This is a genomic window from Streptomyces sp. enrichment culture (assembly GCF_964272895.1).
Taxonomy (GTDB): domain Bacteria; phylum Actinomycetota; class Actinomycetes; order Streptomycetales; family Streptomycetaceae; genus Streptomyces.
In genome coordinates this window covers 7,070,383-7,085,395 of sequence record NZ_OZ186832.1, presented here as the reverse complement: position 1 = coordinate 7,085,395, position 15,013 = coordinate 7,070,383, and the positions used below count along the sequence as shown (strand labels likewise).

General features: G+C 73.3%; 15 protein-coding genes. 9 read left to right on the top strand and 6 right to left on the bottom strand.

The window, feature by feature from the left end; genetic code table 11:
- The first annotated feature begins 149 nt into the window (after window positions 1-149).
- Window positions 150-1,310: a hypothetical protein gene (locus tag ACSU6M_RS31645; RefSeq protein ID WP_437074384.1), complete on the top strand. Its 1,161-nt coding sequence runs from the start codon at window positions 150-152 to the stop codon at window positions 1,308-1,310.
- 33 nt (window positions 1,311-1,343) lie between these two features.
- Here the strand turns inward: ACSU6M_RS31645 and ACSU6M_RS31640 are convergent, their stop codons facing one another.
- A complete protein-coding gene (locus tag ACSU6M_RS31640; protein WP_437074382.1) occupies window positions 1,344-2,516 on the bottom strand; it encodes a PucR family transcriptional regulator in 1,173 nt (390 codons plus the stop codon).
- A 143-nt stretch (window positions 2,517-2,659) separates the two neighbouring features.
- Here ACSU6M_RS31640 and ACSU6M_RS31635 point away from each other — a divergent pair, with 143 nt between their 5' ends.
- Window positions 2,660-4,147, top strand: a complete 1,488-nt coding sequence (locus ACSU6M_RS31635; protein ID WP_437074381.1) for a long-chain-fatty-acid--CoA ligase — start codon at window positions 2,660-2,662, stop codon at window positions 4,145-4,147.
- Between the two features lie 112 nt (window positions 4,148-4,259).
- Here ACSU6M_RS31635 and ACSU6M_RS31630 read toward each other — a convergent pair whose 3' ends face one another.
- Both ACSU6M_RS31630 and ACSU6M_RS31625 read right to left on the bottom strand, forming a co-directional pair.
- Window positions 4,260-4,925 carry a DUF998 domain-containing protein gene (locus ACSU6M_RS31630; protein ID WP_437074380.1) on the bottom strand — a complete coding sequence of 222 codons (666 nt, stop codon included), beginning with the start codon at window positions 4,923-4,925 and terminating at the stop codon, window positions 4,260-4,262.
- Window positions 4,926-5,057: 132 nt separating this feature from the next.
- Window positions 5,058-6,242, bottom strand: coding sequence for an MFS transporter (locus tag ACSU6M_RS31625; RefSeq protein ID WP_437074379.1), 1,185 nt, complete (start codon window positions 6,240-6,242; stop codon window positions 5,058-5,060).
- Between the two features lie 100 nt (window positions 6,243-6,342).
- On the opposite strand from ACSU6M_RS31625, the gene ACSU6M_RS31620 reads away from it, so the two are divergent.
- Window positions 6,343-7,428: a DUF5937 family protein gene (locus ACSU6M_RS31620; RefSeq protein ID WP_437074378.1), complete on the top strand. Its 1,086-nt coding sequence runs from the start codon at window positions 6,343-6,345 to the stop codon at window positions 7,426-7,428.
- A 187-nt stretch (window positions 7,429-7,615) separates the two neighbouring features.
- Here ACSU6M_RS31620 and ACSU6M_RS31615 read toward each other — a convergent pair whose 3' ends face one another.
- Together ACSU6M_RS31615 and ACSU6M_RS31610 are read right to left on the bottom strand one after the other, a co-directional pair.
- The gene (locus ACSU6M_RS31615; RefSeq protein ID WP_437074376.1) at window positions 7,616-9,244 is read right to left on the bottom strand and encodes an adenosine deaminase family protein; all 1,629 of its coding nucleotides are present in this window, start codon (window positions 9,242-9,244) and stop codon (window positions 7,616-7,618) included.
- Between the two features lie 108 nt (window positions 9,245-9,352).
- Complete coding sequence (locus ACSU6M_RS31610) at window positions 9,353-9,910, bottom strand: YrhB domain-containing protein (protein WP_437074374.1); 558 nt, start codon at window positions 9,908-9,910, stop codon at window positions 9,353-9,355.
- A gap of 227 nt (window positions 9,911-10,137) precedes the next feature.
- Here ACSU6M_RS31610 and ACSU6M_RS31605 point away from each other — a divergent pair, with 227 nt between their 5' ends.
- Window positions 10,138-11,454 carry a phosphatase PAP2 family protein gene (locus ACSU6M_RS31605; protein ID WP_437075433.1) on the top strand — a complete coding sequence of 439 codons (1,317 nt, stop codon included), beginning with the start codon at window positions 10,138-10,140 and terminating at the stop codon, window positions 11,452-11,454.
- Window positions 11,455-11,544: 90 nt separating this feature from the next.
- Window positions 11,545-12,267, top strand: a complete 723-nt coding sequence (locus tag ACSU6M_RS31600; RefSeq protein WP_437074373.1) for a hypothetical protein — start codon at window positions 11,545-11,547, stop codon at window positions 12,265-12,267.
- A 210-nt stretch (window positions 12,268-12,477) separates the two neighbouring features.
- On the opposite strand, the gene ACSU6M_RS31595 is transcribed toward ACSU6M_RS31600, so the two are convergent.
- A complete protein-coding gene (locus ACSU6M_RS31595; RefSeq protein WP_437074372.1) occupies window positions 12,478-12,846 on the bottom strand; it encodes an ANTAR domain-containing protein in 369 nt (122 codons plus the stop codon).
- Window positions 12,847-12,969: 123 nt separating this feature from the next.
- Here ACSU6M_RS31595 and ACSU6M_RS31590 point away from each other — a divergent pair, with 123 nt between their 5' ends.
- From ACSU6M_RS31590 to ACSU6M_RS31575, 4 genes are all read left to right on the top strand, one after another.
- On the top strand, window positions 12,970-13,212 hold the full coding sequence (locus ACSU6M_RS31590) for a hypothetical protein (protein ID WP_437074371.1): 243 nt from the start codon (window positions 12,970-12,972) through the stop codon (window positions 13,210-13,212).
- Between the two features lie 35 nt (window positions 13,213-13,247).
- Window positions 13,248-13,685, top strand: coding sequence for an AAA family ATPase (locus ACSU6M_RS31585; RefSeq protein WP_437074369.1), 438 nt, complete (start codon window positions 13,248-13,250; stop codon window positions 13,683-13,685).
- 81 nt (window positions 13,686-13,766) lie between these two features.
- Window positions 13,767-14,432 (top strand): hypothetical protein, encoded by a 666-nt coding sequence (locus tag ACSU6M_RS31580; protein WP_437074367.1) that lies wholly within the window; start codon window positions 13,767-13,769, stop codon window positions 14,430-14,432.
- Window positions 14,433-14,578: 146 nt separating this feature from the next.
- Window positions 14,579-15,010 (top strand): NfeD family protein, encoded by a 432-nt coding sequence (locus tag ACSU6M_RS31575; RefSeq protein WP_437074366.1) that lies wholly within the window; start codon window positions 14,579-14,581, stop codon window positions 15,008-15,010.
- Window positions 15,011-15,013: the final 3 nt, after the last annotated feature.

Sequence of the window (15,013 nt, the reverse complement as noted above, 5' to 3'; positions counted from 1 at the left end):
CAGGGCGTTCTCAGGCAAGCCGGGGTGGTGAAACCGGCCGCGCGCCACACGTCCGGCGGCGTTTTTGGCACGCGCGTGTCTAGAGCTTCGCGGTGTGCGGGTTCACGGTGGTGCCATCTGTCCGCCCCTCCATCCGGAAGGACCCATCCGTGAGACGAAGGCACTTCGTGGCCGGGGCACTCGGCACGCTCTCCGGGCTCACGCTCGGCCCGCAGGCGTCCCGCGCCGTCACGGGCGCACCGCGGGCGTCCCATGCCGCCACGCCCGCACCGCAGGCCCAGGGCTGGCAGGCCGTGCCCGCGCCCGGCAGCATCTCCCCCGCGCAGCTGCGCCGCGTGTGCGCCGCCGGGCCCCGGCTGGCGTGGGCGGTCGGCCAGGAGCAGGTGGGCGGCACCTCCGGCGGACGCGCGCTGGCGATGCTGTGGAACGGCAGCGCCTGGACGAAGACCGACCTGTCGCATCTGAGGCACACCCGGCTGACGGCCGTCTCCGGGGTCTGCGCCACCGCCGCCTGGAGCGTGGGCCTGCCTGTCACGAGCGACAACAGCCCGCTGCTGCGCTGGAACGGAACCACCTGGCAGGAGGCCGCGTTCCCGGGCCGGGGCGAGCCGGACGTCCGGCTGAACGCGGTGGCCGTCGACCCGGACGGCCAGGTGTGGATCTGCGGCAGCCGAGGCGGCGCCGCCCGGTTGCTGCACGGGGACGGAACGCGCTGGCGGTGGCTGGACCCGCTACCCGTCGCCGGCGCCACCCTCTACCAGGCCGTCCTGGCCCCGACCGGCGAGGTCTGGGTCTGCGGCGACCAGTCGAACGGCGGCGGCTGGTCGGGAGTCGTCGCCCGCTGGGACGGGGCGTGGACGGTCCTGCCCCCGGTCGCGGGGCTGCGGCTGACCATCGCCGACCTCCACCCCGACGGCCCGGACGACGTCTGGGCGGTGGGGACCGAGGCGGGCGTCGGCGGACCCGTGGGCCGCCCCGGCAACCCCGCCCTGTGCCACTGGGACGGCAGCGCGTGGACGCGGCTCGCAGCCGGTTTCACCCTCGGTTCGCTGACCGGCGTCGCCGGCGACGCCCAGGGCCGCGCCGCTTGGATCTCCGGCTGGAACTACCAGGACCAGAGCAGCAGTACGTATCTGCGCCGGGACTCGGGCGGCTGGACGATCGTCCGCGGCCCCACGGGCCCCGCACCGGCGCCGTACCTCAACGACGTGACGCCCGTGCCGGGCACCACCGGCTTCTGGTCGGCGGGCATGACCAGCCCGTCCCCGTATCCCCCCACCGAGGCATACACCGAACGCCTGGAGTCCTAGACTCCCCACCCCTCACCGCCTTCTGACGGGCCCTCACCCGGCACCCGTGTTGCGCACCGCGGCGAGCGCGGCGCCCAGGTCGGCCGCTGTGCGCGGGTCGCCCAGGGAGCGGCCGGTCAGTTCCTCGACGCGGCGCAGACGGTAGCGGACGGTGTTGGCGTGGACGAAGAGGGTCCGGGCGGCGTCGGCGGCCGAGCCCGCGGCGGCGAACCAGTGCTCCAGGGTCTGCAGCAGCCGGGCGCGCTCCGGGGCCGGGAGCTCCAGTACGGGCCCGAGGACGGTCTCGACCAGATGGGCCGCCTCCGCGGGGGCGGCCGCGACCAGCATCGCGAGGGGGTTGTCGTCGAACCGCGCGACACCGGGACCGGCGCCGGGCAGCCCGGCGAGGGCCAGCCGGGCGAACCGCAGGGCCTGCGGGGCGTCCCGCAGGGAGGCGAAGCCGGGGCTGAGGCCGACGCGCGCCCGGGTGCGGCGCAGCACGCGTACGCAGGTGTCGGCGGCGGCCGGCGCGGTCAGCGCGATGACGCCGATCTGCTGGTCGGGCGACAGGCGCCAGGCGGAGGGGAGGTGGGACTCGCGCAGCGCGGACTCGATGCCGGTGAGCGGCTCCTCGCCGGGCGCGGTCGCCGACGCCACGGCGACCGCGTAGGGGCCGTGTTCGGGCAGCCCCAGTTCGCGGGCGGCCTCCCACAGGGTGGTGCGGTCGGCGATCACACCGGTGAACAGGGCCTCCACCAGGGCCGAGCGCCGTGACTCGCGCTGCAGGGTCAGTTCCGCGGAGGTCTCCCGGTGAGCCGCGGCCACCGCCTCGGCGTAGCGGCCGAACAGGGCCCAGACGTCGGCCGACTGGGACACCAGCTGGGCGTCGGAGACCTCGGGATGGGTGCGGGCCTCGGCGATGATCTCCGACCACAGCAGTTCGAAGCCGATCCGGTACGCGTGCAGGGTGTCGGCCAGCGGCACGCCCTGTTCGGCGCGGATACGACCCGTGTCGCGCGCCGGGCTGGGGTCCTGCGGGGCGTCCGTGCGGCGGAAGTGGCTCAGGACGAGATCGGCGTTGGCGGTGCAGGAGCGGCGCAGGGACTCGAAGGGGATCAGTGACTCGTCCTGGTACGCCTCGACGTCCGCGCGGATGCGTTCGGCGATGCGTACGCCCAGTTCCGGCAGCCGCGCGTGCAGCGCCGAGGCCACTCCTGACAGATCCATCAGCGCAGCTTATCGCCGGCTTCTTGTCCCTGGGAACAATCGGTGCGCGGAGACGCTGTGGGGGCGTCCATAGGCGGTGGCCGGGGATGTCAGCACCATGTCGTCCACGTTGATGGCACATTTCGGCGGCGTGGAGGCGGACCATGGCCAATCTGGCGGATTTTCTCGTGGAGACGGCGGGGCGGCAGCCCGAGCGACCGGCACTGCGCTTCGGCGGGAGGGTCGTCTCGTATGCGGAACTGGACGAGGCCAGTGCCCGCGCCGCCGCGTTGCTGCGGGCCGAGGGCGTGCGGCCCGGTGACCGGGTGGCGCTGATGCTGCCGAACGTCCCCGAGTTCGTCGTCCTCTACTACGGTGTGCTGCGCGCCGGCGGCATCGTCGTACCGCTGAACCCGCTGCTCAAGGCGCGGGAGACCGCGTATCACCTGACGGACTCCGGCGCGGCCCTGCTGTGGGAGTGGCATCAGGCTCCGGGCGAGGGCGCCCAGGGCGCGGCGGACGCCGGGGTGCGGCACTTCGCGGTGGAGCCGGCGGCCTTCGCCGGTCTGCTGGCCGGGCACGAGCCGCTCGGGGAGACGGCGGCGACGGACGGCGACGACGTGGCCGTGCTGCTGTACACCTCGGGCACCACCGGGCGCCCGAAGGGCGCCGCGCTCACACACGCGGGCCTGCGGCACAACACCGAGGTCAACATGACCTATGTGCAGGAGATGTCTCCGCAGGACGTGGTGGTGGGCTGTCTGCCGCTGTTCCACATCTTCGGCCAGATCTGCACGATGAGCGTGGCCGTGCGCAGCGGTGCCTCGCTGACCCTGATCCCCAGATTCGAGCCGCAGGCCGTCCTGGACGCCATCGCGCGGGACCGGGCCACCGTGTTCGAGGGTGTCCCCACCATGTACGCCGCGCTGCTCCAGCATCCGTCGGAGGCGGATGTGTCGACGCTGCGGATGTGCATCTCCGGTGGGGCGTCGCTGCCGGTGGAGATCCTGCACGGCTTCGAGCGGCGCTTCGGCTGTGCGGTGCTGGAGGGCTTCGGCATGTCCGAGACCAGCCCCGTCGTCACCTTCAACCACCCCGACCGGCCGCGCAAGGCCGGGTCCATCGGCACCCCGATCAAGGATGTCGAGGTGCGGCTGCTGGACGAGAAGGGGCAGGACGTGGCGCCCGGCGAGATCGGCGAGCTGGCCGTGCGCGGCCCGAACGTGATGAAGGGCTATTGGAACCGTCCCGAGGAGACGGCGGCCACCATCCCGGACGGCTGGCTGCGCTCCGGTGACCTCGCGCGCCAGGACGAGGACGGCTACTTCTACATCGTAGACCGCAAGAAGGACATGATCATCCGCGGTGGCTACAACGTCTACCCGCGCGAGATCGAGGAGGTGCTGCACGAGCACCCCGCCGTGGCCCTGGCCGCCGTGGTCGGCGTGGCCCATCCGCACCTGGGCGAGGAGATCGCCGCCGCGGTCGTCCTGCGCCCCGGCGCCCATGCCACCCCCGACGAGCTGCGGGAGTTCGTCAAAAACCGGGTGGCCGCGTACAAGTACCCGCGCGAGGTGTGGCTCGTGGACAAGCTGCCCACCGGCCCGAGCGGCAAGATCCTCAAGCGGGAGATCACGGCACCGGCGGGGTGACGCCGGGCGGGTGCTCCCGCCGAGCCGGACTGACGCCGGACGGACGCTCCCGCCGAGCCGGACGATGACGGCCGGCCGCTCCGAGGGGCGGTCGGCCCCCGCGGGGCCCGCGTCACCGGGGGGCTCGGCGACGAGCCGCGCCGGGAGCGCCGGAAGCGAGGGCCGATCTCACGTGCCCGCCGATGACGGCGAGCAGGGCCACCTCGCAGCCGAGCAGCAGGCGTTCCGCCAGACCTATCAGCTCCCGGTCGCCCGGACCCGCCGCGCACGCCATCAGCAGGGCGGCGGCCGCGGAGGCCGAGGACAGGGCCCGGAGCCAGTGGACGGTGCGGGTGGGCCGGGGCCCGGAGGCGAGGCGGCGCGACAGGATCAGTCCCGCGGCCGGCAGCGCGGCGAACGCGGCGACGGAGGCGTAGCGGTGCACGTACGCCGAGCCGCTCAGCTCAGTGGTCAGCGGGTCGGTCGGCACGACGGCCGCGACCACGAGTCCCAGGCCCCACACGGCCAGCAGCACCGAGGGCAGACCCCGGAGCTGCACGAGGCGTGTTCTCGCCGCCGTGAGCAGGGCCAGGGAGACGGACCCCAGTAAGGCCATGGTGGTCTCGATCGGACCCCCGCGGTCCAGGGCGGCGAAGTCGCTGACGGTCAGGGAGAGCGGGCTGAGCCCGGGATCCGTGTCCAGCGGGGCGAACAGGGCCGCGCCGGCCGCCAGTACGACGGCGGTCCAGACGGCGGGGACGAGGAAGCGGCCGGTGCGGTGGCCTCCGGGAGTGATCATGACCTCATCGTCGCGGCCCGGCGGGCGCCACGGCACCGGGTCCTCCCCGAGGCGACCCTGATCTCCGTCCCCGACCCGCCCCAGGGTCACCCCCTCCCGCGGAGCGGCGGGAAGGCATCCCACCGCTCCTGCTCAGTGGGCGACGGCGGACGCGGAGACGAGCGTCGCCGCGGCGAGTGTGCCCCACAGGGCCGCCGGGCCGTGCGGAGCGAGGGCGGTGATGACCGCCGGGGAGACGGCGAGGCCGAGGCCGGTGGAGAGTTCGAAGCGGGCCACGACCCGCCCCAGGGCGCGCGCCGGAGCGAGATGGGTGACCAGCGCGGTGGCGCTGCCGGCGTACATGATCTCGCCGATCGTGCAGACCACGGACACCGCCGCCACGGCCGGGGCACCCCAGCCCGGACCCAGCGAGAGGGCGGCGAGGAAACCGACGTAGGAGGCGGTGAGGACCACACCGGACAGCGCCAGCACGGTACGCCGCGGAAAGCGGGACAGGGCGACGGTGAGCGGCACCTGGAGGGAGACGACCAGCACCGTGTTCGCCACGAAGATCGCCGCCGACCACACCGGGGACGCGTCCAACTGCGTCACCAGGACCAGGGGCAGCGCTATCTCGGGGACGTTGAGGCAGAAGGCGTAGACGACGTTCGCCGCCAGCAGCGCCCGCAGCCGGGGTGCGGGGCCGCCGTCACCGTCCCCGGCCGCCGTGGCGACCGGACCCGCGTGCAACCGGACCGACCAGGCCAGGGCCGCGGCCACGAGATACGCGAGCCCCGTGACGGCGGCCAGCGCCCGCAACGCGCCGGTGCCGCCCGCCAGGGACGCGGTGGCGACGAGCGCGCCCACGCCCATGGCGGCGTTGCGCAGCGCACGGCCCACCGCGAGGGCGGCGTCGCGTTCCCGGCCGTGGGCGACCGTGGCCACCAGCGCGGCATGGGCGGCCGGATATGCCTGGTTGCCGATGCCGAGCAGCAGCGCCGCCACAGCGAAGAGCCCCACGCCGCCCGTCGGCGTGGCCAGCAGCAGCGCCACCCCCAGCACCCGGACCAGCATCGACGCCGCCACGACCGTGCTGCGGGCGCCCCGGTCCAGCCAACGGCCCACGGCCGGCATGCACATCAGCCCCGCGACGACCGCGACCGTCATGGCGATGCCGGTGGCCGGTGCGGAGAGGTCGAGGACCGTCACTCCGTAGAGCAGCAGAAAGGGCCGCAGCAGGCCGGTGCCGAGCGCGTCGACGGCCAGGGCGACCGCGTAACGGGGGCCTCCGCAGGCACGGACGAGGGCGGCGGGCCGGGTCTTGGTGGTGGTTGCCATGGCGCCAACGGTGCGGTCGTGCCTCCCGGTCGGCGGCGCCGGTTGACGGACATCGTCAACCGACGCGGTCGCCGGCCGTCCCGTAGGTGATCATCAGGGGATGACGTTGAGGATCGACATCGGCGGGCTGCCCTCCGAGCGGGTGCGGTTCGCCGCCTCCCCGCTGGCCGAGCTCACCGCGATGCTGCATGTGCTGGCCGAGCCCGCGCATCATCCGCAGCTCGCCGGCTGGGCCGCAGAGGTCTGGTCCGGGCTGTCCCCGGAGCTGGCCGAGAGGTTGCGCGAGGCGGAGTTCCTCTGGCGTTCCTCCCAGGCCGACTTCCTGATCCCGGCCCGTCCCCGGCCGACGCTCGCCGAGGAACTGGACGACGTGGACCGGATCGACGACGAGCGGTATGTGACCGCCGCGCTCGTCCCCACCTGCGGCACCGACCGCGGGCACCTCGCCGCGCCGTCTCCGCTCACCGACGCGGGCGCGCGCGAGCGGGCCCTGGACCTCGCGCAGGCCCGCGGCCCGGGGCAGGAGACCTTCGCGGAACGGCTGCTCGAGGACCCCGCCGCCGTGCGGGCCCGGGTGCGCGACACCCTGGAGCAGTGCGCCGACGCCTTCTTCGACACCGCCTGGGCGGACGCCGTCGTACGGCTCGCCACCGATCTGCGTGTGAAGAACGACCTGCTCAAGCGGGAGGGCCTCGGGGCGGCGCTCGCCTCGGTCTCCGGCGCGGTCACCCTGGCCCCGGACGGCGACTGCATCCTCGTCGACAAGCTCCAGGACAGGGCGACCACCGCCCACGGCACCGGCGTCACCTTCATCCCCAGTGTCTTCGGCCGCCCGCACCTGGTGGTGGTCCACGCGCCGGGGTGGCAGCCGGTGGTGCAGTACCCGGTGGCCGACGCCGGTCCCGTGGAGCCGGTGCCGCTGGAGACGGTCACCCTGCGGCTGGAGGCGCTCGCCCATCCGGTACGGCTGCGGCTGCTGCGCACCCTGGCCCGCGGCCCCCACACCACCGGCGAACTGGCCCACACCTGGCACCTCTCGCCCCCGGAGGTCTCCCGCCACCTCGCCGCCCTCCGCCGCGCCGGTCTCCTCACCGCCCGCCGCCAGGGACGCTATGTCCGCCACACCCTCGATCTCCCCGCCCTGACGACTCTGGGCACGGATCTGCTGGCGGCCGTCCTGCGCTGAGCGGCGGCCTCACGCGGGGGGCGACGCACACGGGCGGTCCGCCGCCCCGGCCTCAGCCGGTGAACAGACACAGGCGGGCCGCGGCCGGGCCCCGTGGGAACCCGGCCGCGGCCCGCTCGCCGGTCGGCCGCCCCTTGGCTCAGCGGCTCAGCGGCTCAGCGACTCAGTGGCTCAACCGCTCAGCCGCTCAGTGGCCACTGCCGAAGGTCCGCTCGAAGCGCTGGAAGGCACCCTCCTGCCGCCACTGCACGGCGGCCTTGGGGCTGGTCGCGAGGAGGCGGCGACAGGCCGGGGAGGGCACGGCGAGGCCGATGCGGGTGCCGCGGCAGACCCCGGTGGGACGGTAGCCCTCGCGCGTGGGGTTGCCCTGCCACAGGCTGCGACCGGGCAGGAAGGCGTACTGGAGGGAGGCGCGCGCCAGGTCCTTCAGCTCGGCGTACGTCAGGCCGTAGGTCTCGGCGGCGTACCGGTACTCGTGGCTGATGTCGATCCGGCTGACGCCGGGGTCGTCCGTGGACAGGACGACGGGGACGCCGTAGGCCCGATAGGTGGCGAAGGGGTGGTCGTCGCCCTTGACGCCGAGGATCTGGGCGTTGCTGCTGAAGGGCACCTCGACGGCCACCTGCCGGGCGGCCATGGTGCGGGCCGTGCGCTGCCAGTCGTCCTCGTGGACGAGGTCGACACCGTGCCCGATGCGTTCGGCGCGGGCGATGTCGACGGCCTCCTTGATGTGGAACTTCAGATCGGCCGGCTTGACCAGACCGGGCCACAACTCGCCCGCGTGCAGGGTGATATGGGCCTTCGGGTAGATCCCGCGCAGATGGGCGAGCATGCGCATCTGCAGGCTGTAGTTCGCCAGGGAGCTGTCCCAGTCCTCGGGCTGTACGAGGTTGACGGCGACGAACCGCCCGTCCCGCTCGGCCAGCCGCATGCCGAGGGCCATCTGCGTGAAGACCCGCTCGGGCGAACTCCCCCGCGACACCTGGGAGATCCACCGCACGGTCAGCCCACAGGCCGGCCGGGCACGCTCGGTGCCGCAGGCGGCCGCCTCGTGGAACTCGGCGTCGGCGTCGTCGGCCTCCTTGCGGGCCTCGGCGACCAGCTTGTCCAGCTTGCCGCCCGCGACCAGCTTGCGGTGCAGCGCCGCCAGGTCGCTGTCCCAGCCGACCTCGGCGGCGAGCTTCTTCGCGCCGTCCGAGGCCGGGCTGACCATGGTCTCCAGATAGAACTGGTTCTGCCGTACGACACCGTCGGCCACCTCGGCGAGCAGCTTGCCGCGATGGCGCCAGGTCACCTCGCCGAACTTGCCGAAGGTGTCGAAGAAGTGGTCGTGGCCGTTCTGGTCCGGCGGGAAGTCCTGCATGGACCAGGCCCGTACGATCGCGTCGTGGAAGGCCCGGTCGGTGCGCGCGTCGGCCGCCGGACGGGTGCCGGTGCCGCAGGGCGCGGTGACGGCGGTCATCGTCCTGGTGTCGATGCACAGGCCGTCCTCGGCCGCGAGCTCGATCAGGTACTCGGTGGTGACGGCGCCGGACAGGTGGTTGTGCAGATCACCGCCCTTGGGCATGCGCTCGAAGAAGCTCCGCAGCAGCCGTGGGTCATGCCGGATGGTGCGCAGATACAGATCGGTGGCCGCCTCGGGGACGGTCACCGGCCGGGGCGGGGCCGCCGGCCGGTCCGGGGCCGTCCGCGCCTGCGCGGTGGCGGGGGTCAGGGACAGCAGGGGCAGGAGGCTCAGGGCGCCGAGGGCGGCCGGGAGCAGGGTGCGGCGCCGCACACGCGGGCGGCGCGGGATGCGAGGGTATGTGAAGATCACGGCCTCATGATCGCCAGCACCCGTCCCGTCCCGCCCGGTAGACGCGTGCCCATGGCCGAGAGTCACCCGTCCGAGCGACGGCGGCTCGAACTGCCCTGCGGTGACAGGTCAGTTGCGAGCACTCCCCGGCAGGATCGTCGTCACGACCGGGCCGACGGGATCGACGAGGTGATCGGCGGCCACCGCCACCAGGCGGGCCGGCGCGTCACCGTCCAGCAGCCCGCGCACATACGCGAGCGCCTCCCCGGGCGACAGCACCGGCAGCCTCCGCCGCAGGAGACGCAGCGCAGGCATCGGCCCCTGCGAGGCGGCGACGTCGCGGATCTCGTCGTGCAGATCGTCCACGGCGGTACGGACGGCGAGGCCCCGGATCCGAACGCGGTAGTCGATCTCCCACTCCCCGGTGAGCCAGGACACAACACCGAGTGAGTGCAGTGCCCCGTCGACGCGGTCGACCAGATAGGGACCGGCTCCCACCCACGCGTGACGGACGTCGCGGGTGCGGACGTACTCCTCGGACTGGCTGCGGACGATCCAGACGAGCTCATGCTCCTCGACGTCCGTGACAACCTCGCGCATCGCCTGCCCGCCCAGGGCCGCGCGCCGCTGGTACGCGCGCTCCAGCTCCTCCTCGACGACGCGGATCGCCGTTTCCCGATCAATCACCCGTGCAGTTTTCCCTACGAAATGCACGACGACCACCGACCCGTGAAAACCGGCCACGCCATCCCGATAACATGTTCGGCCATGCGGTGATCACCACCATCGCCCGAACTTCACCCCCGTGACCACTACCTAGCAAATCGGCCAGAACCTTGAGATCGATAGAACCGCGCGACACCGCGCGAACAAACGGCGGCACCGGCTTCACCGCATGGCGCACCCCGAAGGTCATGCTGTGGCTCGCGGTGGCCGCGGTGGCGCTCGCGTTCCTCGTCGCGCTGGAGATCGCCGCGCGTCACTACGGCATACCCGGGCCGATGACCAATCAGGTCAAAGAGGTGATATTCACCCCTAAATCGGGGCCGTTGCTCTACGCCAGCATGGCGTTGATGTTGGTGGTGCTCCCCTGGCGCCAGCGGTTCGTCGCGGTGGGCGCCGCGGTCGGGATCGACGTCGTCTTCTTCCTGGCGCGCTGGGTGCTCGACGTGAAGTCGACCAACAGCTATCCCTTCGGCAACGGTGCGTTGTGGGTGGTCCTGGCCTGCGGGGTCATCGCCCTGACCCGCCGCACCGGCGCCGAGCGCGTCCTGCTGCTGAAGGGCGTCGGGCTGGGCCTGCTGCTGGTGGCCGGCCGCAAGACCGGTGACACCTGGCTGCTGATCACCTCCAAGACCCGCCCGGTCGTGCTCGACCAGTACATCGCGACCGCGGACCAGGCACTGGGGAATCCGTCCTGGGTGGCGGGCCGCATCGTGGAGGCCACGGGGTCGGTCGGCGCCCATGTGCTCGACTGGGTCTACATCCAGCTCGCGGTCGCCGCGGTCGCCGTCGCGCTGTACCAGCTGCGCCACGTGGCGGCCGAGCGACGCTTCCCCCGCCACCACCTGGTGCGCACCTTCCTGATGATCGGCCTCCTCGGGCCCGGCATCTACATGATCTACCCCGTGGTCGGACCGATCTTCGCCTACGGCACCGACGGCGGGCAGTGGGCGGTGGCCCACCTGTGGCCGGACACCCCGCCGTCCGGTGTGCCGCAGCACATGCCCTTCAACGACTACATACCGCGCAACTGCATGCCGAGCCTGCACACGGCCTGGGCCACCGCGATCTTCATCCACTCCCGCAAGGCCACGCGCCTGCTGCGCTACGGCGGCACCTTCTGGCTGATCGCCACCCTCGGCGCCACCCTGGGCTTCGGCTACCACTACGGCGCGGACATCATCGCCGGTGTGGTGTTCACGCTGACCATCGAGGCGGCGCTGCGCACGCAGGCCCACGGCTGGGACCGCTCGGGCCTGCGGTTCGTCGCCTACGGCGCGGCCGTCTTCACCGCGCTCCTGGTCGCCTACCGCTACGCGCCGACACCGATGGCCGCACATCCGTGGCTGTTCGGTCCGCTGATGGTGCTGGCCATGCTGTCGGTGATCTACGGCTATGTGCGCACCGTCAAGCGGTGGGAGTCGACGCCCCGGACGCCGGAGCGCGACGACGACGCCCGCGCCGGTGACGGCGCGCCCGCGGAACTCGCGGCGGTCCCCACGCCGTGACACGGTGACGGGACGCAGGGTCACCGCGCTGCTCGGCCGGTGACCTCTGCGGCGGCACCCGACTCCGGCAGGAAAGGCGTACGGACGTCCATGGCATCCCCCGAGGCGGCAGCGGACGGGCGTGGTACCGGGCTCACCGTCACCACCGCCGCGTTCGCCTTTCTCGTGCTGCGGCTGTTCGCCGTGTCCGGCCACGACTGGCACACCGCGTTCGCGGTCCTGCACACGCTCGACCTGGACGACACCATCGGCCTCGTCATCGGCACCGTGATGGCCGATTCGCTGGCCTCGGTGCTGTTCCTCACGCTCCTTGTGCCGGTCGCCGCCCTGCGGCTGGTCATGGAGGTGCGGACGGCGCGCGCGGCGAGGGAGCGCGCCCTCGGCAGGGGCGAGCGGCCCGAGCGCGTCGACCTGACGGGCGCGCTGCTGCTGCTGATCGCGGTCATGGCCGTCGTGGCGTACCTGAGGACCTTCCACAGCTGGTGGCTGGTGCCGCTCGTGCTGGCGGTCGGCGCCCTGATCGTCGGCATCGGCTACGGGGTGCGCGCGGGCGGACGGCTCAGACGGGGCGCTCTGTGGGCCAGCCGGCACCTGCTGGGCCTGGTCGCGCTGGCGATGCTGCTCGGAGCGGCGACGGTCACCACACCGTGGGTTCCGCTGGAACAGATCGAGCTGCGGGGCGGCGAGGAGCTGCGGGGGTATGTGATGCAGGCCGAGCCCGGGTTCCTCAAGGTGCTGACCGAGCGCGAGCGGGCGTTCCGCATCCTGACGGATCAGGAGGTCAGGTCGAGGGAGGAGCTGGTCGGGCACTGAGATTCGGCAGCGGCGTGAATCGCTTCTCCCGTCCGGGGAACTGCGGGAGACAGAAACGGTTCGGATGCCCAGCGCGTCGGGCCGACGGGTTCGGAACGGCAGCCCGCCCCCGGCGCGCTCCTGGCTCCGGCGTCACGGAGGGGCCGCCGCCCGGCGTCGCCCTGGTGGCGGGAGCCGCGCGGGCGCGCGGCACCGGCTGTCGGCCGGCCGTCAGTCCAGCGGGTCCCAGAGCGGGGAGTACGCCCCGTCGTCCGGGTCGGCCTCCGGGACCTGCGTCGGCCCATGGCGGTCCAGGGCCGCCTCCAGCTCCTCGCGGATCTCGGCGGGGATCTCGCCCGAGCTGCCCCACAGCAGGATCAGCTCGGCAACACGGCGCAGCTTGAGGTCGGTGTGCTGGGACACCTCCCGCAGCACGGCCCACGCCTCGTCGGGTGCGACCCGCCCGAGCGCCACCATCATGCCGATGGCCTGGTCCACCACGGCATGGGAGGTCACGGCCTCCTTGAGCTGCTGCACCTCTTCCCGCAGCTCAACGATCCGCTCCGTCTCGTCGGCGGGCTCGCCCGGCCACTGCGTCACCCTTCCATCGTCCGCCCTCCCCGCCGCGCACGCCAGCCTTCGGCCGGGCAGGGGGAAGCAGCCCGTTTCCGCCACCCGTTCCGGGGAACTGCGGGACCGAGCCCTGGTGGAGGGAGTGCGGCCATGACCGACCGGAAGGACCGACACGGGAACCGCTACGACCGGGCACGCGACGCCGGGGAACCGGGAGCGCACTCGGGCGCCGAGAGCCAGGCGCGCAAGCGGTCCGTGCGGGGTACGGCGAGCAACCGGGAGGGCTACCAGCCGGAGCGCGGCACGACGGCCGGCAAGCCCCTGGAGGGCGTCGAGTCCGACCGCGACGAGCCGGACGGGAGCGACCGGCCCCGCCGCCGGAAGGCACCGTGAGGCAGGGGCCGGATCGAGAGGAAGCAGACCTCGCCGTGCTGGTCGGCCTGCAGGCGTCGGGGAAGTCCACCTTCTACGCGCACTGTCTGGCCGACCGGTACGCGCTGGTCAGCAAGGACCTCTTCCCCCGAGGCGCGCGGAACAAGCAGCGGCGGCAGCTGCGCCTGGTGGAGGAGTGCCTGGCCGCCGGCCGCCCGGTGGCCGTGGACAACACCAACCCCTCCCCGCGGGAGTGGGAGCCGCTGCTGGAGCTGGCCCGCGCCCACGGCGCGACGGTGACCGCCTACTGGTTCCCCCCGGACGTCGCCGGGGCGCTGCGCCGCAACGCCGCCCGGCAGGGCCGGGAGCGGGTGCCGGACGTCGGTGTGCTGGACACGCTGAGGCGGCTGCGCAGGCCGTCGCCGGCGGACGGTTTCGACGAGGTGCGTGAGGTGCGGTTCGACGGTCGGGGCGGCTTCGACGTACGGGCCTGACCCGCCGTACGACCTGCGCGGGGCAGGCCGTACTGTGGCGCCCGATCAGCCACGCGACCAGCACACACACGGGGGAACCACATGACCGTCCACCGCCCGGGACTTCCGCAGGACCTGCCGCCCGCCGAGACGCTGTGGGCCCGCTGGGCCCTGCTCGCCGCCGTCGACGCGACCACCGAGGACGAGGAGCGGCCGAGCGGCTACCGCACCGGGTACTGGATCGACCGCACCGGACTGCACTGGGAGGACTCCGGATGCACCTGGTGGGTCATGTCCCGGCTGGGCGAGGGCCGGTTCGTGCTCTACGGGGAGGACGAGTCCAGCAAGGTCAAGTGGCACACACCGCCGATCGACATGCTGGCGGGCGGCCCCGACTGGCTGCCGCAGGAGGAGCTGCGCGACCGGATCGAGGGGTACGAGCTCGGATGCGTCTACTGGTACGAGGACGGGGTCTGGGGCCGGGCCCCGTACCCGGAGGACCTGGGCGACGACGGTCTGGACTGCGGCTTGAGCCGTTTCATCGAGCGGGACGAGGCGCTGGGGGAACTGGCGTCGTACGTCGACGGCACGGCCGGCGGGCCGGACGCGGACAGCCTGCTGGCCGACGCCGAGGCGCACCGGCTGGATGTGCCGGTGCTGTTGGAGCGGCTGCGGCCCGAGAGCCCCGACGACAAGCCGCTGGACCTGCCGGCCGTCGCCAGGGCCCTCGCGCTGGCGGGCCTCGCCGGACGGTCCGCGACCGGCTGAGGTCCGTCGCCGACGGGGGCCGGGCCCTGCGCGGAAATCACCCGAACCGGTAAAATGCATGCAAAGCGCCCGGCGGACCGCGTCGGGCGACTCCCCTGACGGCTCAAGCCCTCCGGCCCGTCCGCACAGGTGAGAAGAGGCATGCCATGGACCCATGGCTGGTCTGGCTGATCGTCGCGGCTGTCCTCGCGGTGGCGGAGATCCTCACCCTGACAGCCGCGCTGGGCATGCTCAGCGCCGCCGCGCTGGTCACGGCGGGGCTTGCCGCGCTCGGGCTGCCGGTGGGCTGGCAGCTGGTGGCGTACGCCGTCGTCGCCGGCGCCAGCCTGCTGCTCGTGCGCCCGCTGGCGCTGCGGCACATGCGCCGGCCGCAGCCGGTGCGGTTCGGCATCGACGCTCTGGTCGGCAAGGCCGCCTACGTCGTCTCGGAGGTGACGGGGGCGGGCGGCCGCGTCCGCATCGACGGCGAGGAGTGGACGGCCCGCGCCTACGACGAGACCCTGGTGATCGCGCCGGGGACGACCGTCGACGTCATCGAGATCAGCGGCACCACCGCCTACGTCTATCCCCGGGGTTGAGCC